Annotated in this window: 12 protein-coding genes and 4 tRNA genes; 10 read left to right on the forward strand and 6 right to left on the reverse strand. The window is 70.9% G+C overall.

Translation table 11 applies throughout. The features are described 5' to 3' along the window. Positions 1 to 132: 132 nt before the first annotated feature. The 4 genes from ACF1A5_RS31000 to ACF1A5_RS31015 form a co-directional block, all read right to left on the reverse strand. Entirely contained in the window at positions 133 to 1,668 is a 1,536-nt protein-coding gene (locus tag ACF1A5_RS31000) for an amino acid permease (RefSeq protein ID WP_392196194.1), read from the reverse strand. A 176-nt stretch (positions 1,669 to 1,844) separates the two neighbouring features. Then, positions 1,845 to 4,046: a DEAD/DEAH box helicase gene (locus ACF1A5_RS31005; protein ID WP_392196195.1), complete on the reverse strand. Its 2,202-nt coding sequence runs from the start codon at positions 4,044 to 4,046 to the stop codon at positions 1,845 to 1,847. A 208-nt stretch (positions 4,047 to 4,254) separates the two neighbouring features. Then, entirely contained in the window at positions 4,255 to 4,800 is a 546-nt protein-coding gene (locus ACF1A5_RS31010; RefSeq protein WP_392196196.1) for a hypothetical protein, read from the reverse strand. Positions 4,801 to 4,910: 110 nt separating this feature from the next. Beyond that, a complete protein-coding gene (locus ACF1A5_RS31015) occupies positions 4,911 to 5,261 on the reverse strand; it encodes a metallopeptidase family protein (protein ID WP_392196197.1) in 351 nt (116 codons plus the stop codon). Positions 5,262 to 5,346: 85 nt separating this feature from the next. Here ACF1A5_RS31015 and ACF1A5_RS31020 point away from each other — a divergent pair, with 85 nt between their 5' ends. The 10 genes from ACF1A5_RS31020 (at position 5,347) to ACF1A5_RS31065 (ending at position 14,438) form a co-directional block, all read left to right on the forward strand. Beyond that, positions 5,347 to 6,945 (forward strand): metallophosphoesterase, encoded by a 1,599-nt coding sequence (locus tag ACF1A5_RS31020; RefSeq protein WP_392196198.1) that lies wholly within the window; start codon positions 5,347 to 5,349, stop codon positions 6,943 to 6,945. Positions 6,946 to 7,025: 80 nt separating this feature from the next. Then, positions 7,026 to 7,098, forward strand: a tRNA-Glu gene (locus ACF1A5_RS31025). A 50-nt stretch (positions 7,099 to 7,148) separates the two neighbouring features. Continuing rightward, positions 7,149 to 7,223 (forward strand) — tRNA-Asp (locus ACF1A5_RS31030). 24 nt (positions 7,224 to 7,247) lie between these two features. Continuing rightward, a tRNA-Phe gene (locus ACF1A5_RS31035) sits at positions 7,248 to 7,321 on the forward strand. A 274-nt stretch (positions 7,322 to 7,595) separates the two neighbouring features. Further along, positions 7,596 to 8,564, forward strand: a complete 969-nt coding sequence (locus ACF1A5_RS31040) for a ferritin family protein (RefSeq protein ID WP_392196199.1) — start codon at positions 7,596 to 7,598, stop codon at positions 8,562 to 8,564. A gap of 385 nt (positions 8,565 to 8,949) precedes the next feature. Then, a complete protein-coding gene (locus ACF1A5_RS31045; RefSeq protein ID WP_392196200.1) occupies positions 8,950 to 9,312 on the forward strand; it encodes a hypothetical protein in 363 nt (120 codons plus the stop codon). Positions 9,313 to 9,455: 143 nt separating this feature from the next. Then, positions 9,456 to 9,755, forward strand: a complete 300-nt coding sequence (locus ACF1A5_RS31050) for a hypothetical protein (RefSeq protein ID WP_392196201.1) — start codon at positions 9,456 to 9,458, stop codon at positions 9,753 to 9,755. A gap of 150 nt (positions 9,756 to 9,905) precedes the next feature. Next, positions 9,906 to 13,883: an ATP-dependent RNA helicase HrpA gene (hrpA, locus tag ACF1A5_RS31055; RefSeq protein WP_392196202.1), complete on the forward strand. Its 3,978-nt coding sequence runs from the start codon at positions 9,906 to 9,908 to the stop codon at positions 13,881 to 13,883. 92 nt (positions 13,884 to 13,975) lie between these two features. After that, positions 13,976 to 14,050, forward strand: a tRNA-Asp gene (locus ACF1A5_RS31060). A gap of 196 nt (positions 14,051 to 14,246) precedes the next feature. Continuing rightward, positions 14,247 to 14,438 (forward strand): DUF6274 family protein, encoded by a 192-nt coding sequence (locus ACF1A5_RS31065; RefSeq protein ID WP_392196203.1) that lies wholly within the window; start codon positions 14,247 to 14,249, stop codon positions 14,436 to 14,438. A gap of 463 nt (positions 14,439 to 14,901) precedes the next feature. On the opposite strand, the gene bldC is transcribed toward ACF1A5_RS31065, so the two are convergent. Together bldC and ACF1A5_RS31075 are read right to left on the reverse strand one after the other, a co-directional pair. Next, positions 14,902 to 15,108, reverse strand: coding sequence for a developmental transcriptional regulator BldC (gene bldC, locus ACF1A5_RS31070; RefSeq protein WP_003949541.1), 207 nt, complete (start codon positions 15,106 to 15,108; stop codon positions 14,902 to 14,904). A 534-nt stretch (positions 15,109 to 15,642) separates the two neighbouring features. Then, complete coding sequence (locus ACF1A5_RS31075) at positions 15,643 to 16,494, reverse strand: hypothetical protein (protein WP_392196204.1); 852 nt, start codon at positions 16,492 to 16,494, stop codon at positions 15,643 to 15,645. Positions 16,495 to 16,546: the final 52 nt, after the last annotated feature.

Consider the following 16,546-nt stretch of genomic DNA (forward strand, 5'->3'; position numbering starts at 1 on the left):
CGGCCGTGCGGGTGCCGGGTGGCCGGTCGGGGGCCGGCCGTGCGGCGGCGGGTGGCCGGTCGGGGGCCGGCCGTGCGGCGGCGGGTGGCCGGTCGGGGCGGGCAGTGCGGGCGGCGGGCGGGGTCGTTCGGGTCAGGGGTCGGCCGGTTCGGGGGCGCCGGTGCGGGCGGCCTCGCGGGCGAGGGTGCGTGCGTGGGTGGGGTTCAGGAACCAGTGGCGCGCGGAGGCGAGCCACCAGGTCGCGGCGAAGCCGAGGACCACCAGAACGGCGACCGGGGCGTAGTTGAACGTCTCCCAGGTGACCGGGGAGACCTGCGGCAGCATGAACAGGACAGTGATCACGCCGACCCAGGCCACCGACACCACCCCGATCGCCTGCGACCAGCGGCCCAGGTGCCAGGGCCCGCGCTCGAAGGCCGCGCCTTTGCGCACCCGGAGCAGGGTCGGCACGACGTAGGCGATGTAGAGGCCGATCACCGCGATCGAGGTGACCGCCGCGTAGGCCGTGACGTTGATCAGGTACGGCAGGCCCAGGGCCAGCGCTCCGAGCGCCGCCAGCCAGACCGCCGCGACCGGGGTACGGGTCCGCGGGCTGACGGTGTGCCACACGTGGGAGAAGGGCAGCGCGCCGTCGCGGGAGAAGGCGTAGATCATGCGGCTGTTGGCCGTCACCGACGCCATGCCGCAGAACAGCTGCGCCCCGATCACCACGAGGAGCAGCAGCTTGCCCGCGGTCGCGCCGAGGGCGTCCAGCAGGATCTGGGCGGGCGGCGCGCCGGTCGGCGACGCGAGCTCCTTGTCGTAGGACTGGATCGCGAAGGTGAAGCCGAGCAGCAGGACGAAACCGGCCACCCAGGAGGTCCAGATGGAGCGGACGATGCCCTTCGGGCCGGCCGTGGACGCGTCGTGCGTCTCCTCGGTCATGTGGGCGGAGGCGTCGTAGCCGGTGAAGGTGTACTGGGCCATCAGCAGGCCCAGCAGGACGACGTAGACGCCGCTGCCCCAGCCCGTGTTGTTGACGAACTCGGTGAAGACGAAGGACGCCGACTGGTGCCGCTCCGGCACGAGGGCCAGCGCGCCGACGATCACCGCGACGCCCAGCACGTGCCACCACACGCTGACGCTGTTGAGGAGGCCGACGATCCGTACGCCGAAGGTGTTGAGCAGGCCGTGCAGCAGCAGGATCGCCGCGAAGAGCAGGACCGTGCGGCCGGGTGTGACGTGGAAGCCGAACTGGAGGTTGAGGTAGGCGCCGAGGAAGGAGGCGGCGCCGAAGTCGATGCCCGCCGTCACCGCCACCTGCCCCAGCACGTTGAACCAGCCCGTGAACCAGGCCCAGGCGGCGGCCGTCCTCGGCGGCGCCAGCCGGTGGGCCCAGAAGTACAGGCCCGCGGAGGTCGGGTACGCCGAGCAGATCTCCGCCATCGACAACCCGACGAACAGCGTCATGAGGCCGACCGCCACCCAGCCCCAGGTGATCACGGCGGGGCCGCCGGTGTTCATCCCGAAGAGGTAGAGCGTCAGACAGCCGGACAGGACCGAGATGATCGTGAAGGAGACCGCGTAGTTGGCGAACGCCGACATCCGGCGGGCGAGGACCTGGGTGTAGCCGAGCTGGGCCAGCCGCTCTTCGTCCGACGGCCCGCTCGTCCTGGTGTCATCTGTCATGCACCCAGCGATTCCCTGACCGAGGGCGTGACATGCGACACACGAAAGGTGCTGTGGCCAAAAGTCACGGCGAAGGGCCCGTACGACATCGGTCGTACGGGCCCTTGGTGACTCAGGCGTCGCGCCGCTCGGGCGCCGCGCTGCTCAGGCGGTGAGCCTGTCAGTCGGCGGGCCTGTCAGCCGTTGCGCTTCCAGCGCGGCTTGTCCTCGCGGCGGCCGAAGGAACCGGTACCGGTACCGGTACCGCGGTGGTCGTCACGACGGCCGTACGGGCGGTCATGGCCGGAGGAGCGGAAGCCGGGGCGGTCACCCTGGCGGTCGCGGTTGAACGGGCGGTCGCTGCCGCGGTGCCCGCCCCGCTCGTCGCGGCGCGCGGGACGGTCGTCCCGGCGGAAGCCGCCACGGTCGTCACGGCGCTCGAAGGAACGGCCGCCGCGGTCGCCGCCACGGTCCCGGTCGAAGGGACGGCCGCCACGGTCGTCACGGCGGAAGCCGCCACGGTCACCCCGGTCGTCCCGGCGGTCGTCCCGGCGGTCGTCCCGGCGGAAGCCGCCACGGTCGTCACGGCGCTCGAAGCCACGGTCGCGGTCACGGTCCCGGTCGAAGGAGCGGCCACCACGGTCGTCACGGCGGAAGCCGCCACGGTCACCCCGGTCGTCCCGGCGGTCGTCGCGACGGAAACCGCCACGGTCGTCACGGCGCTCGAAGGAACGGCCGCCGCGGTCGCCGCCACGGTCCCGGTCCCGGTCGAAGGAACGGTCGCCGCGGTCACGGTCGTAGGAACGACCGCCCCGCTCGTCCCGCCGCTCACGGCGCTCGTACGACGACGCGCCCGCCGGGCGCTCCTCGCGCTCGGTCCGCTCGGCGCGGTCGACGTCCTGGGCGGCCGGCTGCTCCGGCACCACCACCTCGGCCGCCTGCTCGGCCGCCGCCTGGGCCTCGGCCACCGCGGTCTCGGGGTCCTCGCCCCGCTCGCGGGCGACACGGGCGACCAGCCGGTCGGCCTCCTCGCGCAGCTCGGTGGCGCGCCGCTGCGCCCGCTCCAGCTGCTTGGTGAGGTGGGTGACCTCGCGCTCGGCCTGCTGGGCGGCGTTGCCCGCCGACTCGGCCTGCACCTCGGTCATCGACCGGGCGCCGGTGATGTCGGCGACCTCAGGGTCGAAGGCCGCGCCGCCCTGGATGATGTGGCGCGAGGCGTCGACCCCCGCGTCCTCCATCAGCCGGAAGATCTGGCGCCGCTGATGCGGCAGGGAGAGGGAGACCACGGTGCCGGTGCGGCCCGCGCGGGCGGTGCGGCCGGCCCGGTGCAGGTAGTCCTTGTGGTCACCGGCCGGGTCGACGTTGAGCACCAGGTCGATGCCGTCGACGTGGATGCCACGGGCCGCGACGTCGGTGGCGACCAGGACGTTGACGTAGCCGTCCTTGAAGTCGGCCAGCGTCCGGGTGCGCGCGCCCTGCGTCATGCCGCCGTGCAGCGCGTCGGCCTTCGCGCCGGCGTCGCGCAGCTGCTCGGCGACGCGGTCGGCGCCGAGCTGGGTGCGCACGAAGATGATGGTGCGGCCCTTGCGGGAGGCGATCGCCGCGGTGACCGGCGCCTTGTCCTTGGGCTTCACGATCAGGATGTGGTGCGACATGGTCGTCACCGCGCCCTGCGCCGCGTCGACCTCGTGGCTGACCGGGTCGCTGAGGTAGCGGTCGACGAGCGTCTGGATCTCGTTCTCCATGGTCGCGGAGAACAGCATCCGCTGGCCGCCCGCCGGGATCTGGTCGAACAGCTCGGTGACCTCGGGCAGGAAGCCCAGGTCGGACATCTGGTCGGCCTCGTCGAGGACGGCGATCCGCACGTCCTCCAGCGAGCAGGCGCCGCGGTTGATGATGTCGCGCAGACGGCCCGGAGTAGCGACGAGGACGTCGACGCCCTTCTCCAGCGCGTAGATCTGGTTGCCCATGGAGGTGCCGCCGCAGACGACCTTCATCTTCAGGCCGAGGACGTCGCCGTAGGGCTGGAGCGCGTCGGCGACCTGCATCGCCAGCTCGCGCGTCGGGGTGAGGATCACGGCCCGGGGCCGCTTCCTCTCGGTGCGGCCACCGGCCAGCGTGGCCAGGGTGGGCAGACCGAAGGAGAGGGTCTTGCCGGAGCCGGTGCGGCCACGGCCGAGGATGTCCTTGCCGTCCAGGGCGTCCGGGATGGTCGCGGCCTGGATCGGGAAGGGGGTGGTCACGCCGTTCTGCGCGAGCTTGCGGACGACGCCCTCGGGCAGGCCGAGGTCCGCGAAGGTGACCTGCTCGGCCTCCTGCTGCGCCTCGGTGTGCTCGGCGTTGTCGGCGTCCTCGGTGTTCTCGGGCACGACGACGTGATCAGTACTGACAATGGACATGCGAATGCGAAACCTTCCGGAGTCTCGTCGGCACGCGCCCGTCAACTCCGTGATTCGCATTACGACCGCCTCGATGCGGTCCGCCACGGCAAGGGAGAGTACGCGCCACACGGCGCGCTCTGCGTGGGCGCCGGGCAAATGGGATCAAACGATCTACCACCATACGCACTCCCCACCCCGGAAGGCAAACCGGCCCCGTACCCGCAGGTCAGCCCCGCACGTCCACCGGTGCCCCGGCCTTCGAGACCGGCTCCCACCGGGCCAGTTGCGCCCCGGTGTTGTCGTGCGCCGAGGACGAGGGCTCGGCGGACGTCGGAGCCGGTGTCCCCGGGGACGAGGCCGGCGGGGGCGGCGGCGGCTCCGGCGCGGTGGACGTGCCCGTGGGTGCGGGCTGCCCCTGCGTCGGCGCGGGCTGCCCCGCGGGCGGCGGCTGTCCGGGCTGACCCGGTGCCCCCGGTTTCCCGGGCGCCGGGGACGCGCTCCCCGCGGCGGACGGCGAGACCGAGGCGGACGGCGTCCGGCCGGCCTTCTTCTTGCCCCCGTGCCCCCGCTTGCCCTCACCCGGCCCGGCGTGGCCCGCGCCGCCGCCGGAGCCGGCCGTGCCCCCGTCCGGTGCCTCACCGGCCCGCTGCCCGGCGGAGTGCGACGGCCTCGCCCCGCCGTCGGTGTCGTCGCCCACGCTCACGCAGCCGGCGGTGACGGCGACGGCGGCCACCGCGACGGCGAGACGGACGGGTACGTACAAGCGGCGCACGGGAAGCCACCTCCGGGGGCAGACGCAGGAGTCAACCTGTCCAACTCCCGCCACCCGCAAGAGGACACGCGGCCGGCTCCACCAAGCCTGCGCCACGCCCGAGAACCCCGTCAGCCGTACCCGAGAGCGTGCAGCCGCGCGTCGTCGATCCCGAAGTGGTGCGCGATCTCATGGACCACGGTCACCTCGGTCTCCGCCACGACGTCCTCCCGGGTCTCGCACACGCGCAGCGTCGGCCCGCGATAGACCGTGATCCGGTCCGGCAGCACACCGGCGTACCATTCGCCGCGGTCCGTCAGCGGCGTCCCCTCGTACAGCCCGAGCAGCTCGGGGTCCTCGGCGGGTGGTTCGTCCTCGACGAACACCGCCACGTTGTCCATCAGCCGCGTCAGCTCGGACGGAATCCGGTCGAGGGCCTCGGCGACCAGTTCCTCGAACTCCTCGCGCGTCATCTCCAGCACAGGGCCATTGTCCGGTACGACCGCCCCGTACGACCGGCGTGAAGGTGCACGCATATCCCGTCGCGCAGTTGGGCATACGCGACCAATGGCCCGCGCCCCCCTCGCAGACCTGAACCGCACGCACCGCCGCCACGGCATACGAAGGAGAGCAGCCCGCGTCCTCAGCCGGCGCCGCGACCATTCGCGCCGCCCGGGTGCCGCCGTCGAACTGGCCCCTGAACCCGATCGCCGGCTCCGCGCCCTGGGCCTGGTCGCCGTGGTGCTCCTCGGTGCCTGGCTGGGGCTGCTGGTCGTCGGCAACGTACGGGTGCCGGTGGGGCCCATGAACACGACGATGGCCCTGCGCCCGTCCCTGAGCGGCGGCACGAAGATCAACATCTCCCCGCTGGGCGCGCTGGAGCTCGACAGCCATGTCGCCCCCGTCCGCCTGGACGTCAACGTCGACCAGCTCGACCCGGCCCGCTCCCAGGCCCTGGTCGACCACCCCGAACGCCTCTCGGGCCTGCAGGACGAGGTCGTCCACGACGTCGAGGACGGCACTCTCGACCTGGCCGTACGGTCCTTGGTGGCCGTGGTCTCCGGCGCGACGGCGCTCGGCCTGGTGGTCTACCGCCGCCCCCGCCGCGCCCTGGCGGCCGGCGGCCTGGCGCTCGCGCTGCTCGGGGCGTGCGGGGCGACGGCGTACGCGACCTGGAACCCGAAGTCGGTCCTGGAGCCGAAGTTCTCGGGGCTGCTGTCCTCGGCGCCCTCGGTCGTCGGCAACGCCCGCAGCATCGTCACCGAGTTCGACGTCTACCAGAAGGAGTTGGCGCGCCTGGTGACGAACGTGACGAAGCTCTACGACGTCACGTCCACGCTCCCCGCCTACGCTCCGGATCCGACGACCATCCGGGTGCTGCACGTCTCGGACATCCACCTCAACCCGGCGAGCTGGAAGATCATCGCCTCGCTGGTGGAGCAGTACAAGGTGAACGTGATCGTCGACTCCGGCGACACGATGGACCACGGCACCTCGGCGGAGAACGGCTTCCTGGACCCGATCGAGGACCTGGGAGCCCCCTACGTCTGGGTCCGCGGCAACCACGACTCCACGACCACCCAGCGGTACATGGAGCGTCTGCGCAATGTGCACGTCCTGGACGGCGGCCGCGCCGAGACGGTCGCCGGGCTGCGCTTCGCGGGCATCGGCGACCCCCAGTTCACCCCCGACCGCTCCGCCGTGCCCGGCGGCGACGCGGCCGAGCGGATGGCGGGCGTCCGGCTGGCGTCGGCACTGCGCGACCAGCGGGCCGGGGGCACCCCGGTCGACATCGCCGTCGCCCACGAGCCGGCGGCGGCGCGCGAGACGGACGGCACCGTCCCGATGGTCCTGGCCGGGCATCTGCACCACGAGGACATGGAGATCATGAAGTACGGCACCCGCCTGCGCCTGGAGGGCTCGACCGGCGGCAGCGGTCTGCGCGCGGTGGAGGGGAAGTACCCCGACCCGATCCAGGCGTCGGTCCTCTACTTCGACCGGGACAGCCACCGCCTCCAGGCCTGGGACGAGATCCGCCTGGGCGGCCTGGGCCAGACCACCGCCGAGGTCAGCCGCCACCTGCCGAAGGAGAACCGGCCGGGTGCCGCACCCGGCCCGACGGGCACCGCACCGGCCCCGTCAGCACCCTCCTCCTCGGGCCCGTAAACCGTTTTGGCGATCCTCCCCGCCATCCCATATGCTTCTCACGTCCCCGACGCGCTGAGAAGCGCCCAGGCGGGCCGATAGCCCTCATCGTCTAGCGGCCTAGGACGCCGCCCTTTCAAGGCGGTAGCACGGGTTCGAATCCCGTTGGGGGCACGCAGTTCGGTGTGCGACACTTACGTTCGTTGGTTCGCGCGCAACAGCTTGGTCCTGTGGAGCAGTTTGGAGTGCTCGCCACCCTGTCAAGGTGGAGGCCGCGGGTTCAAATCCCGTCAGGACCGCTGAGGTTTCACGTGAAACCTCGTGGCTGGGTAGCTCAGTTGGTACGAGCGTCCGCCTGAAAAGCGGAAGGTCGCCGGTTCGACCCCGGCCCCAGCCACAACCGCCCTACCAGGGCAGAAACCCCCGTCGAGATCATCGGCGGGGGTTTCGCGTTGGCGCAATGACGGCAGTACGACGGCGGTGGCCTCACCCGAAGAGCTAGCTGAGCTGCGACAACGCTTTCCGCTTCTCCCTGAGCCAGCGGCGGACGCAGAAGGCGCGATCACTGTACGTACTCACTCGAAAGGATTACGTGAAGGGGCAGGTGCGCACGTGTACGGGTGACATGAGGAGGGGCGCTCACACCCCCGACGCGCCCTGAAGGAGGCATCATGGTCCGCCACTCGATGCGTGCGCTTCTGGTCGGCTTGTGCACCCTGACCGCTGCGTCCCAGGCGGCTACGGCCGTGGCCCTTGCCGGGCCGGCCGATCGGCACCGGACCACGCACACCCCCACCCGCGCCCTTCGTGCACAGACGCTCTCCGACCTGACCACCGCCATGAAGGGTGAGGCGTTCGCCTACGCCTCGTACAGCCTCTTCGGCGCCGAAGCAGACCGCCGGCTCCTACCGGAGGTCGGCGGGCTCTTCCGGACCACCGCTCGGACGGAGCTGAACGAGCACCTGCGCCAGGCGGCCGCCCTGGCGGGTACGGTCGGCACGAACGCGGCCAACCTGCGCCAGGCCATCCACGGCGAGGCGTACGAGCACCAGGTCATGTACCGCGGCTTCGCCTCCCAGGCCCGCGCGGACGGGGACCTCGCGGCCGCCGAGCTGTTCACCGAGATCGCCGCGGACGAGGGCCGCCACCGCAACGCCTACCGCACAGCGCTGACGGTGGTGACCACCGGCCGTGGCACCATCCCGGCACCGCCGACCGCCACCACGGTCTCCGTCCCCGCGGGCCTTCCGAAGGTCAAGGCAGCCCGTACCCGGACCAACCTCGACACCGCCATGCACGGCGAGGCGCTCGCCCACGCCAAGTACACGCTCTACGCCGCCAGGGCGCGGCAGACCGGCAACCCCGCACTGGCCCGGCTGTTCGAGGGCACGGCCGGGGTCGAGCTGCACGAGCACTTCGCCGGTGAAGCGGTGCTGGCGGGGCTGGTCGGCACGACCAGGAAGAACCTGGGCAAGGCCGTGACCGGGGAACGCAACGAAGCCACCACCCTGTACCCGGGGTTCGCCAACCGGACCAGGGCCGTGGGCGACACCGCCGTCGCGGGCTACTTCCGCGACACGGCCGCCGACGAGGCCAAGCACGCGGCTGCCTTCCAGCAGGCACTCAACAAGTTGCGGTGACTCCCCGGTCGAGCCGCGAGACCGGCCGGACACCAGGCAGGAACGTCCGGCCGGTCGAGCCGCACCTGTGCCGCGCGGGCTGCCGGTGACGCAGCCGCCGCCGCGTCACTCCTTGCCGCCGGATTCGCTTTTCGAGAACCGGCCCTGCCAGAGCGCCTTCGCGCCCGAGTCCCCGATCCGGTCCACCTCAACGCCCGCGCCAACGGCCACGACCAGGGCGAGCACCAGCGCTGCGACGCGTGGTACGCGAGGGACACTCGCACCGATATCCGCCAGGGGTACTGCGGGGGCGCAACAGGCCCATGACTGGCAGAGTTGCGGGCGCCATCCGGGTGACTAGAGTGAAAAGTGAGGAAAAGCACGACATCACCTAGAGGGGGCAAGTATGCCCATGACTCATAGGAAGCGTGCAGGCGTCCTGGGTTCGGCCTTCATCGCCGCGGCGGTCGTCCTCGCCCCGGTCGGCTTCGAGCAGGCCGCCGCTGCCGCACCGAGCGCGACGCACGTCGGTGCCACCGTCAAGGCTCCCCATTCGAAGAAGGACTACCAGCGGGGCTTCAGGGACGGCTTCAAGGCCGGGTGGCGCCAGGCACGGCGGCACTGCGACTGGAACGACCAGTGGAACTGGAACGACCACCGGCAGGCACCCGGCTTCCACCACGGCAAGAAGTACTCGAACTGGGACTACCAGCGGGGCTTCAAGGACGGCTTCAAGGCCGGGTGGCGCCAGGGACAGCGGCACTGCTGAGCCCCCTCGCCGACTCCTCGCATCGCGGTCGACGCCCGAAGGCTCCGTCCGGCAGGACGGAGCCTTCGGTGTGCTTGGCAGTGTTCCCGGACGGCGCTACGTTCTGCCTGGTCGGCGTCGCGCCGAGAGAGCCGGGGGGCACCATGAGCAGAGACGAAGCACGAGCCATTCGGGACGTCGAGCTGGAGAAGGACCGGGCGAGGTACGGGCTGCTGGCCGTGGTCCTCAGCAATCTCGCCATCGCCGGCGTCGCGATCTTCGGGGTGTGGCGCCTCGACGGGGACCGCGCCGTGATCGTCGGCGTGCTGACCGCCGCCTTCACCGCGGTGAGCAGCATGACCACCGCCTACCTCGGCATCAAGGCCATCTCCAACACCGCGCGCTCCATCGCCCTGGGCGACCGCCCGGCGGCACGCCACGAGCAGCCGCCGACGGCTCCGTAGGAGCTGTCCGGCCGCTCGCTCGGTCACCTCGCGGACGCGGGCCCGGCCCGGACGGGTCCCGGGGGCAGGTGCGCCCGTGACCGCCCTGGTCACGGGCCCGCGTCAAATCATTCGCGCGCGATTTCCCCGGGATGAGATCCTGGGGGGCGTATGTCTACGCATCCCGCCCCCGCCCTCGGCACTCTCGCCCCCCGCCTGACCGAGCTTTCGCTGCGCGACGCGCACCGGCTCGGCCGCAGGCTCGAAGGTGCGCGCAAGATCCGCAAGCCGGACGCCCACGCCGCCGTCCTCGCCGAGATCGACGCCGAGATCACCACGGCCGAGGCGCGGATGGACAAGCGGCGGGCCCGCGTGCCCGCCGTCACCTATCCCGAGCAGCTCCCGGTCAGCCGGCGCAAGGACGTCATCGCCGACGCCATCCGCGACCACCAGGTGGTGATCGTGGCGGGCGAGACCGGCTCCGGCAAGACGACCCAGATCCCCAAGATCTGCCTCGAACTCGGCCGGGGCGTCCGCGGCATGATCGGGCACACCCAGCCGCGCCGCATCGCCGCCCGCACCGTCGCCGAGCGAGTGGCCGAGGAGCTGGCCACTCCCCTCGGCGAGGCCGTCGGCTGGAAGGTCCGCTTCACCGACCAGGTGGACCCGGACGGCACCTTCGTGAAGCTGATGACGGACGGCATCCTGCTCGCGGAGATCCAGACCGACCGCGAGCTGCGCGCCTACGACACGATCATCATCGACGAGGCCCACGAGCGGTCCCTCAACATCGACTTCCTGCTCGGCTACCTCGCCCAGCTGCTGCCCCGGCGCCCCGACCTCAAAGTCGTCATCACCTCGGCCACCATCGATCCCGAGCGCTTCTCCCGCCACTTCGACGACGCCCCGGTCATCGAGGTCAGCGGGCGGACGTACCCCGTCGAGGTCCGCTACCGGCCGCTGCTCGAGGAGGACTCCGAGGACACCGATCGCGATCAGATCACCGCGATCACCGATGCCGTCGAGGAGCTGATGGCCGAGGGACAGGGCGACATCCTGGTCTTCCTCTCCGGTGAGCGCGAGATCCGGGACACGGCGGACGCGCTGCTGAAGAAGAAGTACAGGTTCACCGAGGTCCTGCCGCTGTACGCGCGGCTCTCGCACGCCGAACAGCACCGCGTCTTCCAGCCGCACACCGGACGCAGGATCGTGCTGGCCACCAACGTCGCCGAGACCTCCCTCACGGTCCCCGGCATCAAGTACGTCGTCGACCCCGGCTTCGCCCGCATCTCCCGCTACAGTCACCGCACCAAGGTCCAGCGGCTGCCCATCGAGCCGATCTCGCAGGCCAGCGCCAACCAGCGCAAGGGCCGCTGCGGCCGCACGTCCGACGGCATCTGCATCCGCCTGTACAGCGAGGACGACTTCGTCGCGCGGCCGGAGTTCACCGACGCCGAGATCCTGCGCACCAACCTCGCCTCCGTCATCCTGCAGATGACCGCGGCCGGCCTCGGCGACATCGAGAAGTTCCCCTTCATCGACCCGCCGGACCACCGCAACATCCGCGACGGCGTCCAGCTGCTCCAGGAACTGGGCGCCCTCGACCCGGCCCAGAAGGATCCGCGCAAGCGGCTCACACAGACCGGCCGCAAGCTCGCCCAGCTGCCCGTCGACCCGCGCCTGGCCCGCATGGTCCTGGAGGCGGACCGGAACGGCTGCGTGCGCGAGGTCATGGTCATCGCCGCCGCACTGTCCATCCAGGACCCGCGCGAACGCCCGGCCGACAAGCAGGCCCAGGCGGACCAGCAGCACGCCCGCTTCCGGGACGAGACCAGCGACTTCCTCGCCTTCCTCAACCTCTGGCGGTACGTCCGCGAACAGCAGAAGGAGCGCGGCTCCTCCTCCTTCCGCCGGATGTGCAAGCAGGAGTTCCTCAACTTCCTGCGCATCCGCGAGTGGCAGGACATCTACACGCAGCTGCGCACGGTCGCCAAGCAGATGGGCATCCACCTCAACGACGAGGACGCCCCCGACGACCGCGTCCACATCTCTCTTCTCGCCGGACTGCTCTCGCACATCGGCATGAAGGACGTGAAGGAGTCCAAGGACTCCGGCCCGGGCGGCCGCAAGGACGGCGGCCGCAACGAGTACGTGGGCGCCCGCAACGCCAAGTTCGCGATCTTCCCCGGCTCGGCCCTGTTCAAGAAGCCCCCGCGCTTCGTGATGTCCGCCGAACTCGTCGAGACCTCCCGCCTGTGGGCCCGGGTCAACGCGAGGATCGAGCCCGAGTGGGTCGAGCCGCTCGCCGGCCACCTGCTGAAGCGGACCTACAGCGAGCCGCACTGGGAGAAGGACCAGGCCGCGGTGATGGCGTACGAGAAGGTCACGCTGTACGGCGTCCCGATCGTCGCCCAGCGCAAGATCAACTACGGGCGGATCGACCCGGAGGTCAGCCGGGAGCTGTTCATCCGCAACGCCCTGGTCGAGGGCGACTGGCGCACGCACCACAAGTTCTTCGCCGACAACCGCAGGCTGCTGACCGAGGTCGAGGAGCTGGAGCACCGCGCCCGGCGCCGGAACATCCTGGTCGACGACGAGACCCTCTTCGACTTCTACGACCAGCGGGTTCCCGAACACGTCGTCTCCGGCGCGCACTTCGACTCCTGGTGGAAGCGCAAGCGGCACGAGCAGCCCGACTTCCTGGACTTCGAGCGGGAGATGCTCATCCGGGAGTCGGCGGAGGCGGTCACCAAGGCCGACTACCCGGACTCCTGGCGCCAGGGCGGCCTGAAGTTCCGGGTCACGTACCAGTTCGAGCCGGGCGCGGACGCCGACGGCGTCACCGTCCACATCCCGCTCCAGGTGCTCAACCAGGTCACCGGCGAGGGCTTCGACTGGCAGATCCCGGGTCTGCGCGAGGAGGTGGTCACCGAGCTGATCCGCTCCCTGCCCAAGCCGATCCGCCGCAACTACGTGCCCGCGCCGAACTACGCGAAGGCGTTCCTGGAGAAGGCGGAGCCGCTTCAGGAGCCGCTCGTCACGACCATGGCCCGCGAGCTGAAGCGCATGGTCGGCGTCCCCTTCGAGGCCGACGACTTCGACTGGGCGAAGGTCCCCGACCATCTGAAGATCACCTTCAGGATCGTCGACGAGCGGCGGCGCAAGCTGGCCGAGGACAAGGATCTGGAGTCCCTCAAGCTCCGCCTGAAGCCGAAGGCGCGCCAGGCCCTCTCCCAGGCCGCCGCCGCGACGGCCGTCCGGCAGGGCGGCGAGTCGCTGGAGCGCACGGGCCTGACCGACTGGAGCATCGGCGCGCTCACCCGCGTCTTCGAGACCCGCCGGGCCGGCCAGCCGGTGAAGGCGTACCCCGCGCTCGTCGACGACGGCGACACGGTCTCCGTACGCCTCTTCGACACAGAGGCGGAACAGGCCGAGGCCATGTGGAAGGGCACCCGGCGGCTGATCCTGCGCAACATCCCGGTGAACCCCGCGAAGTTCGCGTCCGAAAAGCTCACCAACCAGCAGAAGCTCGCCCTGTCGGCGAACCCGCACGGCTCCATCCAGGCCCTGTTCGACGACTGCGCGACGGCCGCGGCCGACAGGCTGATCGCGGACTTCGGGGGACCGGTGTGGGACGAGGAGTCGTACCGGAAGCTGTACGACAAGGTGCGGGCCGAGATCGTCGACGCGACCGTGCGGACGGTCGGGCAGGTGCAGCAGGTGCTGGCCGCCTGGCAGGCCTGTGAGCGCCGCCTGAAGGCCGTACGGAGCCCCGCGCTGCTGCCGAACCTGGCGGACGTACGGGCACAGCTGGACCGGCTCGTCGGGCCGGGTTTCGTGACGGGGACGGGCCTGCGCCGGCTGCCGGACCTGATGCGCTATCTGATCGCCGCGGACCGCCGGCTCCAGCAGATGCCCACGAACGTCCAGCGGGACACCACGCGCATGGAGAAGGTCCAGGAGATGCAGGACGAGTACGCCTGGCTGCTGGAGCAGATGCCGCAGGGCCGCCCGGTGCCCTCGTCGGTGCGGGACATCCGGTGGATGATCGAGGAGCTGCGGGTCAGCTACTTCGCCCACGCGCTGGGCACGGCGTACCCCGTCTCCGACAAGCGCATCGTGAAGGCGATCGACGCCGCCGCACCGTGACCGCGAGCGCACGGAGGGTGAGTTCGACCAGGCAGGCCGCCGTCCTGTACAGTCCTTCTCGCAGCGCACCGCAAGAAAGCGCAGCGAAACCTGGTCCTGTGGAGCAGTTTGGAGTGCTCGCCACCCTGTCAAGGTGGAGGCCGCGGGTTCAAATCCCGTCAGGACCGCAGTAAGGAAGGCCCGCGCCCCTCGGGGGGACGCGGGCCTTCCTCGTGTCCGCGACACCCTCCCGGCGCCCTTCCGACTTCTCCCTGGCCTCCCCCTGGCCGCCCCCTGGCGCCCCCACGCCGTCTTGACGGCGTCACATTCCGCCGGTACCCAGAAGGCAGGGCCCGTTCCCGTACGGCCCCCCGGAGGTGGCGTATGGCGGCATCGGCCAGGCACAAGACACGGGCGTTGCTCCGTGCGCACCTCGCAGCCGCCTCGTCGTACCGCCATCTCACCCGCCACTGCCCGGTCTGCCACCTGCTGTTGCGCCAGGCGTGGGACGGCGCCCCGCCGGCCGCCGAGGTCCCGGCCGAGGCGGTCCAGGACGAGGCCCCGTCCACCGCGTGAGCCCGTCCGGTCCTGAACTCCCGCCGCACGATGGGACGATGGACGCGACGATCCCCTTTAGCGCACGCAGGGCGGGAGCAACAAGCCGCCCGGGGTGTGACGGGAGTCACCGCATGAGTTTCTGAAACCGCGGTACTTACCCCTCTCCTACAACGGGTCAATTTAATATGTGCAATTGCACCGGCCGCCGACCCGCTCCGGAGGTGATCCCACACCGCTCCCCAGACTCCGACAAGCCCGCTCACAGAGCGGTCGCGGACCGCCGGACAGCGCACAAAAAAGATCGCGCTGGACCCGGCGGAGTCCAGCGCGATCGACGACGCACCCTTGTTCACATGCCTGTGGAGCTCTGATCGGCTTGGGCGGGGGGCCTGTTGGGGCAGGACCCGCGTCGCTTGGAGCTGTGGGTTCGGGCGGTTCGGCGGGATGGGGGCCAGCCGGACAACCCGGGTTATTCGGTTGTTCAGGCCTCGCTGCGCTGCTGCGGGATGCCCGCGAGCAGAGCGCGGACCTCGGCTTCGCGGTAGCGGCGGTGCCCGCCGAGCGTGCGGATCGACGTGAGCTTGCCGGCCTTCGCCCAGCGCGTGACCGTCTTGGGGTCGACGCGGAACATGGTGGCGACCTCAGCCGGGGTCAGCAGCGGCTCGGCATCAGGGGTGCGAGCGGTCATGAGCGGCCTCCTCGGGAGAACCGAACCTTCTCGGTTCTTTCCTCTAAATTCTGCACCTTGACCCGCGTTGCCCGAAATGGCGGACGCGAGTCGAGTCGGTTATAGGACGAACGGCTTGTCCTCGGCACTACAACTACACCATCTGTCCAGCCGCGTCGGCCAAACCGATGGAATTGCCCTCCCAGGTGTTCATCACCGACGGAAGCCGATGGACCATGCCATAGCGGACAGTCACGCCGCTGTGACGATCAGTCACAGGACGATCAGGAGGCACCAGACCCCCCAAAGCGTGCAATGCTGAGATTCCGCCCCATAGTGGAGCACATCGGGACGGAAGGAGTCCTCCCCGGACTCCTTGTCCTATTTTGGCATGAGGGGAGGCAAGCGGCGCAAGGGCCGGGTAAGTGCCGTCCGTCACCCTTGGGGACAAAAGCCCGGATCGGGGTCTACATCCCGTCAGTTCCCCGAAATGCCCATGACCGTACGCTGTTCGAAACGGTTTAGTCCGTGATCCACGTCACACCTACAGTGATGTCAGTTCGCGGAGCGCCGGTCGCGCACCGACCGCCACCGCTCCACCAGCCGCGCGTACGCCTCTCCCGCGGCGGCCTCGTCACCCCGGCGCAGGGCCTCGATGCCCTCGGCCACGTCCGCCGCCGAGTGATCACCCTCCAGCTCGCCGGCCGGCAGCACGTGCACCAGCCCGCCGTAGTCGAGCTCGACCAGCGAGCGCGGATGGAATTCCTCCAGCCATCGCCCGACGTCCACCAGGCCGTCGATCAGCAGTCCCTCGTCGACGGTCTCCTTGAGCGTCCGAAGCGACCGCGCCACCCGGCGCCGGGCCTGCACCATCGGCGTCCGGTAGCGCAGCGCCGGCGTCTCGTCCCCGGAGTCGCCTGTGCCCTTGACGTACTCCCGCTCCTCGTCGGAGACCAGTACGAACCAGTTCAGCGGCACCTGCCAGGTCGCCGTGCGGATCCAGGGCCGGGCGTCGGGGTTGCCGGCCAGCCAGCGCTCGTAGTCCTGGGCGGCCTGGCGCCGGACGACCGGGGGCAGCACCGCGTCCTGGACCACCGCCGGGAGCTCCTCGGCGAGCTCGTCCAGCGCCTGCCAGCCACGCAGCCGGGTGCGCCAGGGGCAGACGCAGACCACGCCGTCGACGTCGAGCACGAACGCGTCCGGGCTCTCGTGCACTGGCACCGGGACCGGCGGGGTGGGCAGCAGGTCCGCCAGCGAGCGGCGCAGTTCGTCCTGGTAGGAGGGGCGGTCCGGGCGGCGCGCGTAGCGGGCCCAGTGGCTGCGCTCCGGCTCGGGAAAGGCGGCCAGCGGCTCGTAGACGCGCAGATAGGTCGCGTAGGGGACGACCACCGAGGACACCTTGGGCACGCCTGCTCCCTCCCCATCGGACCAGACCCGAAACCCGTCGCGGCCCGGCACG

It is taken from the genome of Streptomyces sp. NPDC014864 (genome assembly GCF_043081525.1).
In the GTDB taxonomy this organism is placed as follows: domain Bacteria; phylum Actinomycetota; class Actinomycetes; order Streptomycetales; family Streptomycetaceae; genus Streptomyces.